21 protein-coding genes and 1 pseudogene are annotated in these 17,267 nt (G+C 69.7%); 17 read left to right on the top strand and 5 right to left on the bottom strand.

Going from position 1 to position 17,267, the window contains the following annotated elements; translation table 11 throughout:
- Positions 1–32 precede the first annotated feature (32 nt).
- From C8P69_RS19295 to C8P69_RS24295, 8 genes and pseudogenes are all read left to right on the top strand, one after another.
- Positions 33–917 (top strand): HpcH/HpaI aldolase/citrate lyase family protein, encoded by an 885-nt coding sequence (locus C8P69_RS19295; protein WP_108179082.1) that lies wholly within the window; start codon positions 33–35, stop codon positions 915–917.
- A gap of 56 nt (positions 918–973) precedes the next feature.
- Positions 974–1,579 (top strand): shikimate kinase, encoded by a 606-nt coding sequence (locus C8P69_RS19290; RefSeq protein ID WP_108179081.1) that lies wholly within the window; start codon positions 974–976, stop codon positions 1,577–1,579.
- Positions 1,576–2,706, top strand: a complete 1,131-nt coding sequence (aroB, locus tag C8P69_RS19285; protein ID WP_108179080.1) for a 3-dehydroquinate synthase — start codon at positions 1,576–1,578, stop codon at positions 2,704–2,706. The genes C8P69_RS19290 and aroB overlap by 4 nt, the downstream gene beginning before the upstream one ends.
- A gap of 7 nt (positions 2,707–2,713) precedes the next feature.
- The gene (locus C8P69_RS24475; protein ID WP_281260077.1) at positions 2,714–2,842 is read left to right on the top strand and encodes a hypothetical protein; all 129 of its coding nucleotides are present in this window, start codon (positions 2,714–2,716) and stop codon (positions 2,840–2,842) included.
- Positions 2,839–3,195 carry a GNAT family N-acetyltransferase gene (locus C8P69_RS19280; protein ID WP_108179079.1) on the top strand — a complete coding sequence of 119 codons (357 nt, stop codon included), beginning with the start codon at positions 2,839–2,841 and terminating at the stop codon, positions 3,193–3,195. The genes C8P69_RS24475 and C8P69_RS19280 overlap by 4 nt, the downstream gene beginning before the upstream one ends.
- Positions 3,196–3,290: 95 nt before the next feature.
- Positions 3,291–4,574, top strand: a complete 1,284-nt coding sequence (locus C8P69_RS19275; protein WP_108179078.1) for an HlyC/CorC family transporter — start codon at positions 3,291–3,293, stop codon at positions 4,572–4,574.
- A 39-nt stretch (positions 4,575–4,613) separates the two neighbouring features.
- Positions 4,614–4,877: pseudogene (locus C8P69_RS24300) on the top strand (glycosyltransferase); the annotation flags it as partial.
- A gap of 186 nt (positions 4,878–5,063) precedes the next feature.
- Positions 5,064–5,438: a methylglyoxal synthase gene (locus C8P69_RS24295; protein WP_245902149.1), complete on the top strand. Its 375-nt coding sequence runs from the start codon at positions 5,064–5,066 to the stop codon at positions 5,436–5,438.
- A gap of 43 nt (positions 5,439–5,481) precedes the next feature.
- Here the strand turns inward: C8P69_RS24295 and C8P69_RS19265 are convergent, their stop codons facing one another.
- On the bottom strand, positions 5,482–5,748 hold the full coding sequence (locus C8P69_RS19265) for a BolA family protein (protein ID WP_108179076.1): 267 nt from the start codon (positions 5,746–5,748) through the stop codon (positions 5,482–5,484).
- A gap of 146 nt (positions 5,749–5,894) precedes the next feature.
- On the opposite strand from C8P69_RS19265, the gene leuD reads away from it, so the two are divergent.
- Positions 5,895–6,500 (top strand): 3-isopropylmalate dehydratase small subunit, encoded by a 606-nt coding sequence (leuD, locus tag C8P69_RS19260; protein WP_108179075.1) that lies wholly within the window; start codon positions 5,895–5,897, stop codon positions 6,498–6,500.
- An 83-nt stretch (positions 6,501–6,583) separates the two neighbouring features.
- Here leuD and C8P69_RS19255 read toward each other — a convergent pair whose 3' ends face one another.
- Positions 6,584–7,147 (bottom strand): hypothetical protein, encoded by a 564-nt coding sequence (locus C8P69_RS19255; protein ID WP_108179074.1) that lies wholly within the window; start codon positions 7,145–7,147, stop codon positions 6,584–6,586.
- 135 nt (positions 7,148–7,282) lie between these two features.
- Between C8P69_RS19255 and C8P69_RS19250 the strand changes: the two genes are divergently transcribed.
- The 8 genes from C8P69_RS19250 to C8P69_RS19215 all read left to right on the top strand — a co-directional run bounded on the left by C8P69_RS19250 (position 7,283) and on the right by C8P69_RS19215 (position 14,293).
- Positions 7,283–8,923 carry a sensor histidine kinase gene (locus C8P69_RS19250; protein ID WP_108179073.1) on the top strand — a complete coding sequence of 547 codons (1,641 nt, stop codon included), beginning with the start codon at positions 7,283–7,285 and terminating at the stop codon, positions 8,921–8,923.
- Complete coding sequence (locus C8P69_RS19245; protein WP_108179072.1) at positions 8,920–9,642, top strand: response regulator transcription factor; 723 nt, start codon at positions 8,920–8,922, stop codon at positions 9,640–9,642. The genes C8P69_RS19250 and C8P69_RS19245 overlap by 4 nt, the downstream gene beginning before the upstream one ends.
- A gap of 121 nt (positions 9,643–9,763) precedes the next feature.
- Positions 9,764–10,174, top strand: a complete 411-nt coding sequence (locus tag C8P69_RS19240; RefSeq protein WP_108179071.1) for a RidA family protein — start codon at positions 9,764–9,766, stop codon at positions 10,172–10,174.
- Between the two features lie 30 nt (positions 10,175–10,204).
- Positions 10,205–11,002: a chorismate mutase gene (locus C8P69_RS19235; protein WP_108179070.1), complete on the top strand. Its 798-nt coding sequence runs from the start codon at positions 10,205–10,207 to the stop codon at positions 11,000–11,002.
- Between the two features lie 39 nt (positions 11,003–11,041).
- Positions 11,042–12,145 (top strand): histidinol-phosphate transaminase, encoded by a 1,104-nt coding sequence (gene hisC / locus C8P69_RS19230; RefSeq protein WP_108179069.1) that lies wholly within the window; start codon positions 11,042–11,044, stop codon positions 12,143–12,145.
- A complete protein-coding gene (locus C8P69_RS19225; protein WP_108179068.1) occupies positions 12,142–13,062 on the top strand; it encodes a prephenate/arogenate dehydrogenase family protein in 921 nt (306 codons plus the stop codon). The genes hisC and C8P69_RS19225 overlap by 4 nt, the downstream gene beginning before the upstream one ends.
- Positions 13,063–13,081: 19 nt before the next feature.
- Entirely contained in the window at positions 13,082–13,507 is a 426-nt protein-coding gene (locus C8P69_RS19220; RefSeq protein WP_108179067.1) for a cupin domain-containing protein, read from the top strand.
- Positions 13,508–13,531: 24 nt separating this feature from the next.
- On the top strand, positions 13,532–14,293 hold the full coding sequence (locus C8P69_RS19215; RefSeq protein WP_108179066.1) for a GNAT family N-acetyltransferase: 762 nt from the start codon (positions 13,532–13,534) through the stop codon (positions 14,291–14,293).
- A gap of 531 nt (positions 14,294–14,824) precedes the next feature.
- On the opposite strand, the gene yddG is transcribed toward C8P69_RS19215, so the two are convergent.
- From yddG to C8P69_RS19200, 3 genes are all read right to left on the bottom strand, one after another.
- Positions 14,825–15,724 (bottom strand): aromatic amino acid exporter YddG, encoded by a 900-nt coding sequence (gene yddG, locus C8P69_RS19210; protein WP_108179065.1) that lies wholly within the window; start codon positions 15,722–15,724, stop codon positions 14,825–14,827.
- A 95-nt stretch (positions 15,725–15,819) separates the two neighbouring features.
- Complete coding sequence (infA, locus tag C8P69_RS19205; RefSeq protein ID WP_106750684.1) at positions 15,820–16,104, bottom strand: translation initiation factor IF-1; 285 nt, start codon at positions 16,102–16,104, stop codon at positions 15,820–15,822.
- A 377-nt stretch (positions 16,105–16,481) separates the two neighbouring features.
- On the bottom strand, positions 16,482–17,237 hold the full coding sequence (locus C8P69_RS19200) for a sulfite exporter TauE/SafE family protein (RefSeq protein WP_108179064.1): 756 nt from the start codon (positions 17,235–17,237) through the stop codon (positions 16,482–16,484).
- Positions 17,238–17,267: the final 30 nt, after the last annotated feature.

The following is a 17,267-nucleotide window of genomic DNA, read 5'->3' as shown; positions in this document are numbered from 1 at the left end:
CGCCGACATAGCCACTCCCCGGACCCTTCACTATGGCCATCCGCCCCCGCCGCTCCGTCCTCTACATGCCCGGCTCCAATGCCCGCGCCCTCGACAAGGCCCGCTCTCTGCCCTGCGACGTCGTCATCCTCGACCTTGAGGATGCTGTGGCGCCCGATGCCAAGCAGGTGGCGCGCGAGCAGGTCGCCGCCGCTGTCCGGCAGGGCGGCTTCGGCCACCGCGAGGTGGTGGTGCGGCTCAACGGCTTCGACACCGCCTGGGGCCATGACGACCTCGCCGCCCTCGCCCCCACCGGCGCCGATGTCATCCTCATCCCCAAGGTCAACGTGGGTGCTGACCTCGTTGCCGCCGGCAAGGCCATCGCCGCCGCCAGCGCGCCGGAGCGCACCGCGGTCTGGGCCATGATGGAGACGCCGCTCGCCATGCTGAATGCCGGCGCCATTGCCGCCGCCGCGAAGGATCGCTCAACCCGCCTCACCGGCTTCGTCATGGGCACCAACGACCTCGCCAAGGAGACCGGCGCCCGCATCGTGCCGGGCCGTGCGCCGATGAACGCCTGGCTGATGACCTCGCTGGCCGCCGCCCGCGCTCATGGCCTCGCCATCCTCGACGGCGTCTGGAACGAGATCGGCGACGAGGCGGGTTTCGCCCGCGAATGCGCCGAGGCCCGCGACATGGGCTTCGATGGCAAGACGCTGATCCATCCCAGCCAGATCGGCCCCTGCAACGCCGCCTTCTCACCCGCCGAGAAGGAGGTCGCCTGGGCCCGCACCATCATCGCCGCCTTCGACCTCCCCGAGAACGCCGCCAAGGGCGCCATCCAGATCGAGGGCCGCATGGTCGAGCGCCTCCATGCCGAGATGGCGCGCAAGCTCGTCGCCATCGCCGATGCCATCGCCGCGCGCGAGGCGGCCTGAGCCTCGCCCGATCCGGTCGGTTGCCCTGTCGCCCGATTCCGTGAGACACGGGCGTCATGGTGGGTGAGGTAACCTCGACGGCTCCGGCCGTGATCGACGTGAAGCGGCTGCGCGACGCGCTGGGCGCGCGCACCATCGTGCTCGTCGGTCTGATGGGCGCCGGCAAGTCGACCATCGGCAAGCGCCTCGCGGCCAGGCTCAACCTGCCCTTCGTCGATGCCGACACCGAGATCGAGAAGGCCGCCGACCTCACCATTCCCGAGATCTTCGCCCGCCACGGCGAGGCCTATTTCCGCGCCGGCGAGGTCCGCGTCGTCGCCCGCATCCTCGAGTCGGGGCCGCAGATCCTCGCCACCGGAGGCGGGGCCTACATGAACCCGGAGACCCGCGCCCGCATCGCCGAGCGCGGCATCTCCGTCTGGCTCAAGGCCGATCTCGACGTGCTGATGAAGCGGGTGCGCCGCCGCAACGACCGCCCGCTGCTCAAGTCCGACGATCCCGAGGCGGTGCTGCGCCGCCTCATGGACGAGCGCTATCCCGTTTATGCCGAGGCATCCGTCACGGTCATGTCCCGCGAGGCGGCGCATGACGAGATCGTCGACGACGTGCTGCGCGCTCTGACCAGCCACCTCCTGCCGTCCGACGAGCGAGCCCAGCCGTGAGCATCGACGCCCCCGAGACCACCCGCGTCCCCGTGGCGCTGGGCGATCGCTCCTACGACATCCTGATCGGCTCCGGCCTCATCGCCTCGGCCGGCGCCACGCTTGCCGCGCGCTTCCCCGGTCGCGCCGTCGCCATCGTCACCGACGCGACGGTGGGTGATCTCCACGCTCCGGCGCTGGAGGCGGGGCTGACCGCGGCGGGCCTGCGCCATCACCGCATCACCGTGCCGGCCGGCGAGGCCACCAAGCGCTTCGCCATGCTGGAGGAGGTGGTCGACCAGGTCCTCGCCCATCGCCTTGAGCGAGGCGACCTCGTCCTGGCCCTCGGCGGCGGCGTCGTCGGCGACCTCGCCGGCTTCGCGGCGGCCATCGTCCGCCGCGGCATGGGCTTCGTGCAGATGCCGACCTCGCTGCTGGCGCAGGTCGACAGCTCGGTCGGCGGCAAGACCGGCATCAATTCCCGCCACGGCAAGAACCTCGTCGGCGCCTTCTACCAGCCGGGCCTGGTGCTCGCCGACACCGACGTGCTCGACACGCTCTCCACCCGCGAGTTCCGCGCCGGCTATGCCGAGGTGGCGAAGTACGGCCTCATCGACGATCCCGGCTTCTTCTCCTGGCTGGAGGCGAACTGGCGCGGCGTCTTCCAGGGCGGCAAGGATCGCGTCCATGCCATCGCAACCTCCTGCCGCGCCAAGGCGGCCGTCGTCGCCCGCGACGAGACCGAGACCGGCGACCGCGCCCTGCTCAATCTCGGCCACACCTTCGGCCATGCGCTGGAGGCCGCCACGCGCTACGACGGCACCCGCCTCGTCCATGGCGAGGCGGTGGCCATCGGCATGTGCCAGGCCTTCCGCTTCTCGGCGAAGCTTGGCCTCTGCTCGTCTGACGCGGCGGAGCGCATGACCGCGCATCTGAAAACCGTCGGCCTGCCGACCGAGCTCGCCCATGTGCCGGGCGGCGTCGGCGATGTCGACGGCCTCATGGCCGCGATCGGTCAGGACAAGAAGGTGGCGCGCGGCAAGCTCACCTTCATCCTCGCCCGCGGCATCGGCGAGAGCTTCATCGCGAAGGACGTTGATCCCGCCGCCGTGCGCGCCTTCCTTGCCGAGGACCTCGCGAGAGGCTGAGACGCACATGGCCGATGACATCCGCATCCGGCTGGCCGACATTGCCGATGCCGAAGCCATGGCGGACCTTCTCAACGCCATCATCGCCAAGGGGGCACCACGGCCCATCGCACCCCCTTCGACCGCGACCGGATGATTGCCGAATACATCGCGTCGCCGCGTGGCATTGCCTGCCATGTCGCCGAGCGGGACGGCGCCATCCTTGGCTTCCAGGCGCTGGAATGGACCGATCCCGGCTGGGCCGGCGCCAATCCTCTTCCCGCCGACTGGGCGCTGGTTGCCACCTTCGTCGCCATCGAGGGGCAGGGCACCGGCATCGGCCGGCGGCTGTTCGAGGCGACGCGCCAGGCGGCGAAGGCTTCCGGCGTGGTCATGATCGACGCAACCATCCGTCGCGAGAATGCCGGCGGCCTCGCCTACTACAGCCGCCAGGGGTTCGTGGACTACTGGTCCGACGACACCGTGATCGCCAAGCGGCGGACACCCTGAGGCGCGCGCCTTGCCTCGCCGCCGAAAGGCTTTAGGCATAGGCGACACCATCGAGCAGTCTCCACAGAGGCGAGGCCTGACCGGCCCGGAGGATCATGGACGAGCTTGCGATCAATCCCTGGCTGGCGCTGGGCCTCATCTTCGCCTGTCTGCTGCTCTCCGCCTTCTTCTCCAGCGCCGAGACGGCGATGTCCGCCGCCTCCAAGGCGCGGATGCTGGCGCTCGAGGGGGCCGGCGACCGGCGTGCCGGCATCGTCAGCCGCCTGCTCGACACGCGCGAGCGGCTGATCGGCGCCATGCTGGTCGGCAACAATGTCGTCAATGTCGGCGTCTCCGCCTTCGCCACCACGCTCTTCGTCTCGGTGCTGGGCGCGGAGGGCGTCATCTACGCCACCGCGATCATGTCGGTGCTGATCATCGTCTTCGCCGAGGTGCTGCCGAAGACGGTGGCCATCACCCGTCCGGAACAGACCGCCCTGGTCTTTGCCCGCCCGGTCGCGCTGGTGGTCGCCCTGTTCGGGCCCGTGCTCATCGCCGTCGAGGCCATCGTCCGCGGGGTGCTGCGCCTCTTCGGGATGCGCATCAAGGAGAACCAGAACGTCCTCACCGGCGCGGAGGAGCTGCGCGGCACGGTCGACCTCATGCACAAGGAAGGCTCCTTCGAGAAGCTCGACCGCGACATGCTCGGCGGCCTTCTCGACCTGCGTGACCTGACCGTCGAGGACGTCATGGTCCATCGCACCAAGATGGTGTCCATCGATGCCGGCGACGCGCCCGAGAAGATCGTCCGCGACGTGCTCGCCGCGCCCTACACCCGCATCCCGCTCTGGCGCGACACGCCGGAGAACATCATCGGCGTGCTGCACGGCAAGGACCTGCTGCGGGCGCTGGCCGCCGTCGGCGGGGACCTCGCCAAGATCGATCCGTCGAGCCTCGCCCTGCCGGCCTGGTTCGTGCCGGATTCGACCAGCCTGCAGGACCAGCTCAAGGCCTTCCTGCGCCGCAAGACGCATTTCGCCTTCGTGGTCGACGAATATGGGGAGGTGATGGGCCTCGTGACCCTCGAGGACATCATCGAGGAGATCGTCGGCGACATCAAGGACGAGCACGATGTGCAGGTGACCGGCGTCCGGCCGCAGGCCGACGGCTCGGTCAATGTCGATGGCGCGGTCCCTATCCGCGATCTCAACCGCGCCATGGACTGGCGCCTGCCCGACGAGGAGGCCACCACCGTGGCGGGCCTCGTCATCCATGAGGCCAGGTCCATCCCCGAGACGGGGCAGACCTTCACCTTCCATGGTTTCCGCATCCAGGTGCTCAGACGGCAGCGAAACCGGATTACGGCGATCAAGATTACGCCGCTTGATCGCGTGAATTGAGATATTTCCGCTGAGGAAGTCCTGGTGCATCGCAAGCCGATGTCCCGCATCCAGTACGACCTCTTTCACTCGCTGAACTACATGCCGATCACCGACATTGATGGGCCGCTGCTCCCGGTGGTGCACGACATGTCGTGCCTGACCAATCCCGACGACCATCCCTCCAAGCGCGTCCGCTTCTTCGAGGCGCATCTCCACCGGGTCAGCACCGCGCCGGCCATCCACACCGTCTCGCAGTTCTCCCGCGACGAAATCGTTCGCCTGATCGGCGTCGATCCCGCACGGGTCCATGTCATACCGCCGGGCGTCGACCACCAGTGTCTCGCTGCGCCGCTGGCGGGCGAGGGCGGTCCCGGCCATCATTGCCGGGCGTCCGGCGCTGCGGGACATCCCGACCTCGGTGTTGGCGCGGGAAATGCTGCGGCGGCTCGGAGGTCGTATTGGCCGTCCGATCAGGGGATGATGGCGGCGGCGCAGCGGGAGGACACCATGGCCCAAGACGGACTGATCGCACTGATCGCCCACGACCAGAAGAAGCCGGACATGCTGGCCTGGGCCCGCCGCCACCATGGCGTGCTCCAGCGCCTGCCGCTGGTTGCCACCGGTACCACCGGCTCGCTGCTCAAGGCCGACATGCCCGACCTCGACATCCTGCTGATGAAGAGCGGCCCGCTCGGCGGCGACCAGCAGATCGGCGCGCTCATCGTCGAGGGGCGGATCGCCCTTCTGGTCTTCCTCGTCGACCCGCTCTCGCCCCATCCCCACGACGTTGACGTCAAGGCGTTGACGCGGCTCGCCGTGGTCTATGACGTGCCCATGGCCTGCAATCTGGCCACCGCCGACCGGCTGGTGGTGGGGCTCTAGGGGGTGGGGGCAATTTCCGGCGATAGCCTTCAGCCCCTGCCGCTCACTCCCCCGGCGCCTTGGTCTCCAGCGCCAGCGCGTGAACCCGGCCCTTGAGCTCGGCGTCGAGCACCTGGTTGACGGCGCGGTGGCGGTCCACCCGCGATTTCCCGGCAAAGGCCGCCGAGACCATCTTCACCCGGAAATGCGTCTCGCCGCCCTCGCGCCAGCCGCCGTGGCCCTGGTGATGGTGGCTCTCGTCGATCACCTCCAGCGCGGCCGGCGTGAAGGCGGCGGTCAGCTTCTCGGTGATCGTGTCGCGAACGCTCATGGTCGGTTCCTTCTCCCACCGCCGGCATATCGGCGAGACCGCGCCCCGCCGCAAGTCCGGTGGTGCGGCAGGCTTGCCGCCACCCGCCTTCTCACGGCGCGGCGCCTCTGATACATGGCGCCTCAACAAGCCGAGGGGGAAGTCCCATGCAGAAGTTCACCGTGCTGACCGGCGTCGCAGCCCCGATGCGCACGATCAATGTCGACACCGACATGATCATTCCGAAGCAGTACCTGAAGACCATCAAGCGCACCGGCCTCGGCAAGGGCCTGTTCTCCGAGATGCGCTTTCGCGACGACGGTTCGGAGAACCCGGATTTCGTGCTGAACAAGCCGGCCTATCGCAATGCCCAGATCCTCGTGGCGGGCGACAATTTCGGCTGCGGCTCCTCGCGCGAGCACGCCCCCTGGGCGCTGCTGGATTTCGGCATCCGCTGCGTGATCTCCACCAGCTTCGCCGACATTTTCTACAACAACTGCTTCAAGAACGGCATTCTGCCCATCAAGGTGAGCCCGGAAGAGCTGGAGAAGCTGTTCGAGGACGCCGACCGCGGCTCCAACGCCACGCTGACCGTGGACCTCGAGGCGCAGGAGATCCGCGGCCCCGACGGCGGCACGATCAAGTTCGACATCGACGCCTTCCGCAAGCACTGTCTGATGAACGGCCTCGACGACATCGGCCTGACCATGGTCAAGGAGAAGTCGATCGACAGCTTCGAGAAGACCGTCTCCACCGCCCGCCCCTGGCTCTGACGGAACGACCCGGCGCGATGCGCGCCGGGCCATCCGGGGGATCGGCTTGGACAGGGACGGGCCGCGTCGCCCGGCTCGCCTGCTCAGTTCGGCCGATAGGGCAGCGACGAGTGGTGCACGACGATCCGCAGCTGGCCGGCGCTGTCCTTCACATAGGTCCAGGTCTTGTCGACCGTCGTGACAGCGCCGTTCGGGCCGGTGATGGCGACATTGCCCATGGTCGAGGCGGAGGTGCCGGCGATGAAGATCGCGCTGTTGGTCGCCTCGCACTTCGTCCAGCCGCTCAGGGCGAAGCCCTTGTCATTCGGGAAGGCGGGGTCGCCACCGACGAAATAGGCCAGCGCGCCGGCGCGGGTGGTGCGGAAGGTCTGCGGCGCCACCGTCAGGGTCGGTTTGAACAGGACGGCGCCCAGCTGGTAGCCATAGGCGGCGTCAATGACGCGCTCGGCCAGGGCCTTCGCGGCAGGCTGGCCCTGGGTCGCATGGGTCGTGCTGATCGACACCAGCGCATCACACCAGGCCCGCTGCGCCGCAACGACCTCGCGCTCGGTGATCGCCTGATTGACGACGGTCTGCGCCGAGGCGGAGCCGGATGCGGTGGCCAGTGCCAGGAACGCGGCGGCCAGGATGGGGTGGCGGATGGTCATGGGAGCTCCTCGGGTTACGTGGCCTGGCGGGGCGACGACGGTGTCGCCGGCAGCGCCGGCATCGGTGTAGGCTGTCGCGGCTGACGTCGGCTTGAACCGGGAATGAGCGGGCTCTGAACGGCGCATGAAAAACAGATGACGATCGAGTCTCCGGCCCGGCCCTCCCATGGTTTCGGACGTCGCCTGACGCTGGCGCTGACCCTGCTGGCCTCGATCGCCGTGGTGCAGGGTGGCGCGGCCCTCTGGGCGATCGGCCAGGTCGAGCGCCATTTGCTGCGCGGACGCGTCGCCGCCGACATCAAGCAGGGCTTCACCGACCTGCGCTCGGACAAGCAGCAGCTGCGCACCTGGCTGGCCCAGCAGCAATTCGGCGCCGGCGCCGGCTCCACCCCGCGCGATGCCCTGCTGGAACGGATGGGGATCGTCCTCGCCGACCTCAAGGGCCTCGCCGCCCAGGCGGTCCGGCTCGATGACAGTCCCGCGGCCCGGCAACGCCAGGCCGAGCGCGCCGAGGCGCTGCGGGTGCTGGAGGGCAGTCTCGCCCAGCTCGGCCGCGGCCTCGCCAGCCTCAACCCGGTGCCGCCGGGCACCGATCCCGCCGGGGCCTGGCGCCTCGCCAACGATCTCTTCGACCGCGCCGAGGGCCGCGATCTCCGCCTCCTTCTTGCGGAGAGCATCGAGCGGGAGGACACGGCGCTGCGCGAGAAGCGGGCCGACACTGATGCTGCGCTCGCCTTGCTCAGCCGGTCCTGGATCGGATCGACCGCGGCGCTCGTTCTCGTGGCGCTGGTTCTGGCCGCCTATTTCACGCGGGCGCTGCGCGGCCCCCTGCGCGGTCTGGCCGAAGGCGCGGCGGCCTTGCGGCGGGGCGATCTCTCCCACCGCATTCCCGCCGGCGGGACGGATGAATTCGCCGATGTCGGCCGCAGCATGAACGCGATGGCGGCGGAGCTGGCGGAGCACCGGCGCATGGAAACCGAGGCCCGTTCGGCTCTGGAGGAGCAGGTGGCCGTGCGGACCGCCGAACTGCGCGCCGCACTCGATGCCCAGAGCGATGCGGAGGCGCGCCGCCGGCAGCTCTTCGCCGATATCAGCCACGAACTGCGCACCCCGACCACCGCCATCCGTGGCGAGGCGCAGGTGGCGCTACGCGGCGCGGACAAGCCGATCGAGGACTATCGCGGCTCGCTGCGGCGGATCGAGGATGCCTCCCGCCATCTCAGTCTCGCCATCGATGACCTCCTCACCATGGCGCGCAGCGATATCGACGCCCTGTCCTTGCGGCGGGTGCCGCTCGATCTCGTGGCGATCCTCGACGACCTCCTGTCCAGCGGCGAGGCCATCGCCCGGGCTGGCGGCGTGAGCCTCGACCATGCGCCCTGGCCTGCGGTCCTGCCGGTGATCGGCGATGCCGACCGGCTCAGGCAATTGCTGCTCGCCGTGCTCGACAATGCCGTTCGCTATTCGCGCCCCGGCCAGGCCGTGCGGCTGGAGGCGGTGCGGGTGGACGGCGAGGTGCCGCGGGTGGAGATCCGCATCCGCGACGAGGGGATCGGCATCGCCGCCGAGGACCTGCCGCGGGTCTTCGACCGCAGCCACCGGGCTCCGAACGCCATCAGCCATCGTGCCGATGGCAGCGGTCTCGGCCTGCCGATCGCGCGCGTCCTCGCCCGCGGCCATGGCGGCGAGATCACCCTGGCGAGCGTCGCCGGTCGCGGCACCACGGCCACGGTGACCCTGCCGCTGGCAGTCGAGGGAACGACGGTGTCGGCATGAACATCCTGATCATCGAGGACGACCCGCGCATCGCCGACTTCCTGCAACGCGGATTGCGGGCGGAGGGCATGCGGGTGCAGGTCGCCCGCAGCGGCGCCGAGGGGCTCGACCAGGCCCGCGCCGCCTGGGACGACCACCGTGGCGGCGGCGAGACGACGGTGGTCATTCTCGACCTCATGCTCGGCGACATGAGCGGCCTCGACGTCTGCCAGACGCTGCGCGCCGGCCAGGTCGAGCTGCCCATCCTGATGCTGACGGCGCTGTCGACCGTCGAGGACCGCGTGACCGGGCTGCGTCTCGGCGCCGACGACTATCTCTGCAAGCCCTTCGACTTCGAGGAACTGCTGGCGCGCATCGAAGCGCTGAGGCGGCGGGGACGCGCCTTGCAGACCCCGGCCAGCCCGGTGCTCCGCGTCGCCGACCTCGAACTCGACCGGATGACCATGAAGGTCACGCGCGGCGGCAAGGTGCTGGCGCTCACGGCACGGGAGCTCGCCCTGCTCGAACTGCTGATGAGCGCCCCCGGACGCCTGTTCAGCCGCGAGCGCATCCTCGCCAATGTCTGGGGCGTCAACGAGGACCCGCTCACCAACATCGTCGATGTCTATATCGGTCGCCTGCGCAGCAAGGTGGATGCCGGACAGGCCCAGCCGCTGATCCACACGCAGCGGGGCCTCGGCTACCGCCTCGAGGTCGACCCCGCCGGCAGCGCACGCTGAGCTGCTGCGGCGGCCGGCCCTCCCGGGGAGATGGAACGTCTCCCCCGCGCGGGGCGATCTGTTCTTGGCGTCGCTGACTGTGTAAACGTCGCGGCCCCCGCCTCGTCACCGGACCTGCGCCATGGAACGCCGCCTGATCTCCACCGGCTCGCCCTTCGAGAAGACCGCCGGCTATTCCCGCGCCGTGGTCCAGGGCGGCTTCGTCTTCGTCGCCGGTACCACCGGCTACGACTACGCCACCATGACCCTTCCCGCGACCGTCGAGGAGCAGACCCGCAACTGCTTCCGCACCATCGCCGCGACGCTGAAGGAGGCCGGCACCTCCATGGCCAATGTCGTGCGCGCCACCTACTACATCACCGACGCTGGCGACGCCGACAAGGTCTTCCCGATCTTCGGCGAGGTCTTCGGCGACATCCGCCCGGCCTCGACGCTGCTCGTCGTCGCCGGCCTCTACAAGCCCGAGATGAAGGTCGAGATCGAGGTCACCGCCGCCCTGCCGGGCGCCGCCGCCGACACGCTCTTCGCCTGACCGCCGTTTCCTTCGCGCAGGACTGATCCCATGCCCACCAAGACCCCGCCGAGCCTTGCGGACCTGCGCGGCGAGATCGACCGCATCGACGCCGCCATGCACAAGCTCCTGATGGAGCGCGGCCAGATCATCGAGACGCTGATCGCGGTGAAGAAGACCGCCGAGACCGGCTCGGCCTTCCGTCCCGCCCGCGAGGCGGATGTCGTCCGCCGCCTCGTCGAGAACCATTCCGGCCGCCTGCCGGTGGAACTCGTCGTGCAGATCTGGCGCCAGATCATCTCCACCTTCACCTATGTCCAGGCGCCCCATTCGGTGCACGTGGTCATGGGCCCGGAGCAGGAGAATGCCCGCGAGCTCGCCCGCTTCCATTTCGGCTTCGGCGTGCCGCTGGTGAAGCATTCGAGCCCCGCTTCCGTCATCGCCGCCATCGGCCGCGACCGCGGCGATCTCGGCCTGATCGGCCTCGGTCCCGCCCGCGAGGCCTGGTGGGACAAGCTCGGCCTGCCCGACCAGCCCATCGCCATGGCGACGGCGCCTGCGATCGCCCGCGCCGCCAGCCCGCGCCCGCCGCAGGCCCTCGTCATCGGCCATCCCTCCATCGACACGGCCGGCCTCGACACCCGCATCGTCGCGGTGACCCTCGCCGGCAAGCCGCCGGTCGAGGTGGATGCGGTCCTCGCCAGTGCCGGGGAGGGCGGCCGCCACCACATCCTCGCATGGGGCCCGCGTGAGGCCTCAGATGCGGAGATCGCGCAGGACGCGGCTTCCGGCATGGCTGTTGAAGCCGCCCGCACGGTCGGCTACACCGCGAAGTCGATCGCCGCCTGAACCCGCCGGGTCGGGCCGCCTCTCGTTTCCGGTGCCGACATGACCCTCGAAGCCACGCGTCCCGTTCCCCGTCCCGGTGTGATGGCGATCGATGCCTATGTGCCCGGCAAGTCCGGCGCGCCGGGCGCGGCCAAGGTCTACAAGCTCTCGTCCAACGAGACGCCGCTCGGCGCCAGCCCCAAGGCCATCGAGGCCTATCGCAAGGGCGCCGAGAAGCTCGAGCTCTACCCCGAGGGCACCTCGGCCGAGCTGCGCGAGGCCATCGCCAATCTCTACGGCCTCGATCCCGACCGCATCCTCTGCGGCTCCGGCTCGGATGAGCTGCTCTCCCTGCTCACCAATGCCTATATCGGCCCGGGCGACGAGGGCCTTTTCACCGAGCACGGCTTCCTCGTCTACAAGATCGCCATCCTCGCGGCCGGCGGCACGCCCGTCGTGGCGAAGGAGAAGAACCTCACCACCGACGTCGACGCCATCCTCGCGGCGGTGACGCCGAAGACGAAGATCGTCTACCTCGCGAACCCGAACAATCCGACCGGCACCTACATCCCCTTCGACGAGGTGAAGCGGCTGCATGCCGGCCTGCCGAAGCATGTGCTGCTGATCCTCGACGCGGCCTATGCCGAGTATGTGCGCCGCAACGACTACGAGAGCGGCCTGGAGCTGGTGGCGTCGAACGAGAATGTCGTGATGACGCGCACCTTCTCGAAGATCTATGGGCTCGCCGCGCTGCGCATCGGCTGGATGGTCGGCCCGGCGCACCTGATCGACGCGGTGAACCGCATCCGCGGGCCGTTCAACGTCAATGCCGCGGCGATTGCCGCCGGCGCTGCCGCCATTGCCGACCAGGCCTTCGTCCAGAAGGCCATCGAGCACAACGAGACCTGGCTGCCCTGGCTGACCGCGGAGATCGAGAAGCTCGGCCTCACTGTCACGCCCTCGGTCGGCAATTTCCTGCTGCTGCATTTCCCCAGGGATGCCGGCAAGACGGCGGCGGAGGCGGATGCCTTCCTCGTCTCGAAGGGGCTCGTGCTGCGCCGCGTCGGCGCCTATGGCCTGCCCGATGCGCTGCGCCTCACCGTCGGCACCGAGGAGGCGAACCGCCACTTCGTCGCGACGCTCGCCGAGTTCATGAAGACGTGACCGACGCTCCCCTGTTCGGCACGGTCACGCTGATCGGCATCGGCCTGATCGGCTCGTCCATCGCCCGCGCCCTGCGCCAGGTCCCGCTCGCAGGCCGCGTCATCGCCGCCGACCGGTCGGAGGCGGTGATCGCCCGCGTGCGCGAGCGCGGCTTCGCCGACGAGGCGACGACCGACATGGCGGCGGCCGTGAAGGACGCCGACCTCGTCATCGCCTGCGTGCCCGTCGGCGCCATGGGCGCGGTGGCCGAAATCATCGGCCCTCACCTGAAGCCTGGCTGCATCGTGTCCGATGTCGGCTCGACCAAGGGCTCCATCGTCGCGCAGATGGCGCCGCACATGCCGCCGGGCGTGCATCTGATCCCCGCCCATCCGGTGGCCGGCACCGAGCATTCCGGCCCCGATTCCGGCTTCCCCGAGCTGTTCCACGGCCGCTGGTGCATCCTCACCCCCGTGCCGGACACCGACCCCGTCGCCATCGAGACGCTCTCCGCCTTCTGGCAGGGCCTCGGCTCGAAGGTCGAGGTCATGGCGCCCGACCACCACGACCTGGTGCTCGCCATCACCAGCCACGTGCCGCATCTCATCGCCTACAACATCGTCGGCACGGCCTCGGACCTCGAAAAGGTCACCGAGAGCGAGGTCATCAAGTTCTCCGCCGGCGGCTTCCGCGATTTCACCCGCATCGCCGCCTCCGATCCGACCATGTGGCGCGACGTCTTCCTCCACAACAAGGAGGCGGTACTGGAGGTGCTGGGCCGCTTCACCGAGGACCTCATCGCCCTCCAGCGCAACATCCGCTGGGGCCAGGGCGACCAGCTCTTCGACCTCTTCACCCGCACCCGCGCCATCCGCCGCTCGATCATCGACCAGCGGCAGGACACGGCCGATCCGGATTTCGGCCGGAACAGGAAGTGACGGGGACGAGGGGACACGGATGACGGCCGACGAGATCATCGCCCTGCTCGGGCTCCAGCCGCACCCCGAAGGCGGCTATTTCCGCGAGACCTTCCGCGACGCCCCCGGTGCGGATGACCGCGCCGCCTCCACCGCCATCTATTTTCTCCTGAAGCGCGGCGAGCGCTCCCACTGGCATACGGTGGATGCGGTGGAAATCTGGCACTGGCATGCCGGGGCGCCCCTGAAGCTGTCGCTGGCCGCGACCGATGCCGGCCCGGTGACAGAGATCATTCTCGGCGCCGATCTCGGCAAGGGCGAGCGCCCGCAAGGCGTCGTCCCGCCGCATCACTGGCAGGCGGCCGAGACCCTCGGCGACTGGACGCTGGTCGGCTGCACCGTCGCGCCGGGTTTCGATTTCGCCGGCTTCCGCCTCGCCGCCCCCGGCTGGCGGCCGGGCGCCTGAGTCATTGCACGACGGACTGATTTCATGACCGACATTGCCCTTGTCCGCACCCTCGAGGAGCGGCTGTTCAACGCCTGGCCTGCCCTCCAGACCGTCTATTGTGACGGCTGGATGCTGCGCATGGCCGGCGGCCACACCAAGCGCTCCAATGCGGCCAGCCCCTTCTACCCCTCGTCCATCAGCGGCGAGGAGCTCATCCGCACGGTGAAGACGCTGTACCGCAAGGCCGGCATCGAGCCGATGGTGCGCATCACCCCGCTCGCCGGCGAGGGCATCGATGGCGCTTTCGCCGCGGCCGGCTGGACGATTTACGACGAGACCGACGTGATGGTCGCCTCGCTCGCCGAACGGGTGAAGATGGAGGGCGCGCGTGATGCCGCCGTCGTCCTCTCCGAGGAGCCGACGGAGGCCTGGGTCGAGGGCGCGGCGGAGGCCTATGAACTCGCCGACTGGCAGCGCGACATGCTCGGTCGCATCGTCGGATCGATCCGGGTCGAGACTGCCTTCGCCACCGTCTATATCGACCGCAAGGCCGTGGGCTTCGGCCTCGGCGTCTCCGATCGCGGCTATGTCGGCCTCTACGACCTCGCGGTGCATCCCGCCGCGCGCGGCTCGGGCGCCGGCCAGCGCATGATCGGCGCGCTGCTGCACTGGGGCCGCTCGCACGGCGCGCACGCGGCCTATCTCCAGGTGCGCCAGACCAATGTGAAGGCCCACGCCCTCTACGAGCGCCTCGGCTTCAAGGTCGCCTACGCCTATCACTGCCGGCGCATGCCGCAGGGGTGAGGGGGCGAGGCGCCTTTCACCGCGCAAGTGCGTCCTTCGAGGCTCGCCTTTCAGGCTCGCACCTCAGGATGAGGGAGGTTGAGCGTTGCATCCGGGTCTGCCGAAGAGCGCTGCTCCAGTTCCATGCGGCCACTCTGCAGCGCACCACCCGCCCTCATCCTGAGGTGCGAGGGAGCCCAGCGACCGAGCCTCGAAGGACGCACTTGCGCGATGCAGGTCGCCTCGCTTTCGCTGACGTTGTCGCGTCATGCCCGCCCAGCCCCGCCGTAGCTGGCCCCTCACCCTTCCCTCTCCCCGCATGCGGGGAGAGGGTTATCGCGACCTCGCGCCTGATGCATACCGGCGTGCAGGTCGATGGCCGTAGAGATATCCGCGCCACGCTTTTGCCCCCTCTCCCCGCATGCGGGGAGAGGGAAGGGTGAGGGGCGTCCTGAGGCGCAGTCAGCGAGGGAAGTCGTGGATGCCCGGGATAAGCCCGGGCATGACGGGGGAGGTTCGGGCGCAAAGTCCTCAGCGCCTTGAAGTCCAGTCCTACCGCCGCAACATCTCCTTCGCCGCGACCACCGACCCCACCACGATCAGCGCCACCGCGAGCCCCAGCGACAGGCTCGCCGCGGCATGGCCGAAGGCGACCAGCGCCAGTGTCGAGATGACCGGCGCGGCATAGCTCGCCGCCCCCAGCACCTGGATGTCGCCGCGCTTCATGCCGCGGTCCCAGAGATAGAAGGCCGCGCCCACCGGCCCGAGCCCCAGCGCCAGGATGGCGAGCCACTCACCCGCGGATGACGGCCACACCGTCGTCTCGACCGCGAGATGGCATCCGAGCGCCAGCACGGCCGTGGCGAGGCAGAAGCCAGCGACCGCCTCGGTCGGCACGTCGGGCAGCAGCCGCGCCGTCACGGAGTAGGCCGCCCAGGTGACCGCGCAGCCGAGCGCCGCCGCATAGCCGATGGCGGCCGTGCCGGACACGCTCCCGCCGAGCCCGCCGCGTCCGGCGATGAGCAGCACCGTTCCGGCGAGCCCCAGCAGGGCGCCGATGACGTGATGGCGCTGAAGGCGGTGGCCCGGCAGCAGCGCCGAGAACACGACGATGAGCAGCGGCCAGAGATAGTTGAGGAGGTTCGCCTCCGCCGCAGGGGCGAAGCGCAAGGCCGTGAAATACAGCGCGTGATAGCCGAAGAGCCCGGTGACGCCATGCAGCCAGACCTTCGGCGGCTGGGCGAGGAGTGCGATGCCGCCGGGCCGGAAGGCCACCACGGCGAGGCCGATCGCCCCGCCGATGGCGAAGGTCATGGCGGTGAGCTGGAAGGGCGGCACAGTGCCGGAGGCGGCGGTGAAGAGGGCGAGCAGGCCCCACAGGCCGATGGCGCCGAACCCCGCCGCCGTGGCGGCGCGGGACGAGAGGGAGACGGGCACGGGCGAGGAGGGCATGACGGACCCGTGTCGGCGCGGCGACGACAAGACGTCGCGACCCGCCCGTGAGGGGCAGGCCGGTCAGGCGCGCGGGACGACCCCGCGCGGAGCGATCAGCGACGGCGCTGCGGGCCGCCGGGACGGGCGCCACCGGGGCGCGGGCCGGGGGGCGGAGCATCGCCCTTGTGGCGGAACACGAGACGGCCCTTGTCGAGATCGTAGGGCGTCATCTCCACCGTGACGCGGTCGCCGACCAGCGTCTTGATGCGGTTCTTCTTCATCTTGCCGGCCGTGTAGACGACGACCATGTGGCCATTGTCCAGCTCCACCCGGAACCGGGCGTCGGGCATGACTTCGGTGACCTTGCCTTCGAAATTGAGGACGTCTTCCTTCGCCATCAGCTTGGCTTCTCCGTCGTAGCGCCGGCCCTCCCGGCGCACAAAACCCCGGCGAAGCGGCGAGGCCGCTTGGTGCCAGGGTTCGCGTCATACAGAATTTGTCGACGCGGGACCACCCTCTTGCCGCCGTTACATCCGCGGTCGACTGGATGAGGTGATCTCGCGTCCGGGCTGAAATGCTGCGCGGACCTTTGCGGGCATCGTCGATGCCGGCCATGGGTCTGCGAGAACCGCCTTGGCCCGTCAACGCCGCGTCTGCGGGGTGGTTCCGAAGGATCGGAGCCTCGCGATGCGGCGGACGGGCGGGCCTCGTCAGCCGATGGACCGGAGATGGGGGCTTGCCGCGGGAATGCAAGGGGGCAGGCGACAGGGCGGCGTCAGGCCAGCAGGGCCCGCCCGAGGATCACCGCGCCGCCCAGCACGATCACCGCCTCCAGGATCAGCGTGTGCAGGCGAACGGGGAGCCGGTCGAGAATGGCGCGGGCGACGAAGGCGCCGGGCAGGGTTGCGACCCCCACCAGCAGCGCGAAGACGAGGACGGGGAGAGGCAGCGCATCGTTCCAGCCGAAGGTCCCGGCCTTGACGAGGCCGATGACGATGGAGATGGCGGCATCCGTGGCGATCACCGCCTTGCCGCCAAGCCCGGCCGCCATGAGGAAGGAGACGAGGATGACGCCGGCTCCGCTGGAGGCGCCGGTGACGAAGCCATAGACGCCGCCGGCGGGAAGGAGCTGCCAGCCGGCGAGGCGGAAGCCGGCATGGGCGAGCCAGCGCCTGAGCGGCACCAGCACCATGAGCATGAGGCCGATGACGAGCTGCGCGCCGCCCGTGTCGAGCCGCGTGAAGCCATAGGCGGAGAGCATGACCAGCGGCAGCGCGAGGGGGAGCATCAGCGCCGCCTTCTGCCAGTCCACAGCATCGCGCATGGCGACGAGCCGGCTCACATTGGTGAACAGCGCCGAGACCGCGATGACCGGCACGACATTCTCCGCCCCGATCACCGGCACCAGCACCAGCGGCATGAGCAGGCCCGTGCCATAGCCGGCCATGCCGCCGATGATGGCGGCGCCGAAGGCGCTGGCGGCGACGAGCGCGGCCTGCGCGAGGGAGACATCGGCGAGGGCGAAGGCCATGGGCGGCCCTCCGGCTGGTTCGGCGTGGAC

The organism is Phreatobacter oligotrophus, assembly GCF_003046185.1.
Classification (GTDB): Bacteria; Pseudomonadota; Alphaproteobacteria; order Rhizobiales; family Phreatobacteraceae; genus Phreatobacter; species Phreatobacter oligotrophus.
Note: the sequence above shows the minus strand (reverse complement) of the source record. Positions and strands in the feature narration are given on the sequence as shown.

Coding starts and splice junctions, on each gene's coding strand:
- C8P69_RS24295 (WP_245902149.1), top strand. CDS start 5,064: ATGGCCCAAGACGGACTGATCGCACTGATCGCCCACGACCAGAAGAAG.
- C8P69_RS24475 (WP_281260077.1), top strand. CDS start 2,714: ATGGCCGATGACATCCGCATCCGGCTGGCCGACATTGCCGATGCCGAA.
- C8P69_RS19275 (WP_108179078.1), top strand. CDS start 3,291: ATGGACGAGCTTGCGATCAATCCCTGGCTGGCGCTGGGCCTCATCTTC.
- C8P69_RS19295 (WP_108179082.1), top strand. CDS start 33: ATGGCCATCCGCCCCCGCCGCTCCGTCCTCTACATGCCCGGCTCCAAT.
- C8P69_RS19220 (WP_108179067.1), top strand. CDS start 13,082: ATGACGGCCGACGAGATCATCGCCCTGCTCGGGCTCCAGCCGCACCCC.
- C8P69_RS19200 (WP_108179064.1), bottom strand. CDS start 17,237: ATGGCCTTCGCCCTCGCCGATGTCTCCCTCGCGCAGGCCGCGCTCGTC.
- leuD (WP_108179075.1), top strand. CDS start 5,895: ATGCAGAAGTTCACCGTGCTGACCGGCGTCGCAGCCCCGATGCGCACG.
- yddG (WP_108179065.1), bottom strand. CDS start 15,724: ATGCCCTCCTCGCCCGTGCCCGTCTCCCTCTCGTCCCGCGCCGCCACG.
- C8P69_RS19215 (WP_108179066.1), top strand. CDS start 13,532: ATGACCGACATTGCCCTTGTCCGCACCCTCGAGGAGCGGCTGTTCAAC.
- infA (WP_106750684.1), bottom strand. CDS start 16,104: ATGGCGAAGGAAGACGTCCTCAATTTCGAAGGCAAGGTCACCGAAGTC.
- C8P69_RS19235 (WP_108179070.1), top strand. CDS start 10,205: ATGCCCACCAAGACCCCGCCGAGCCTTGCGGACCTGCGCGGCGAGATC.
- C8P69_RS19280 (WP_108179079.1), top strand. CDS start 2,839: ATGATTGCCGAATACATCGCGTCGCCGCGTGGCATTGCCTGCCATGTC.
- C8P69_RS19245 (WP_108179072.1), top strand. CDS start 8,920: ATGAACATCCTGATCATCGAGGACGACCCGCGCATCGCCGACTTCCTG.
- hisC (WP_108179069.1), top strand. CDS start 11,042: ATGACCCTCGAAGCCACGCGTCCCGTTCCCCGTCCCGGTGTGATGGCG.
- C8P69_RS19290 (WP_108179081.1), top strand. CDS start 974: ATGGTGGGTGAGGTAACCTCGACGGCTCCGGCCGTGATCGACGTGAAG.
- C8P69_RS19250 (WP_108179073.1), top strand. CDS start 7,283: ATGACGATCGAGTCTCCGGCCCGGCCCTCCCATGGTTTCGGACGTCGC.
- C8P69_RS19265 (WP_108179076.1), bottom strand. CDS start 5,748: ATGAGCGTTCGCGACACGATCACCGAGAAGCTGACCGCCGCCTTCACG.
- C8P69_RS19240 (WP_108179071.1), top strand. CDS start 9,764: ATGGAACGCCGCCTGATCTCCACCGGCTCGCCCTTCGAGAAGACCGCC.
- C8P69_RS19255 (WP_108179074.1), bottom strand. CDS start 7,147: ATGACCATCCGCCACCCCATCCTGGCCGCCGCGTTCCTGGCACTGGCC.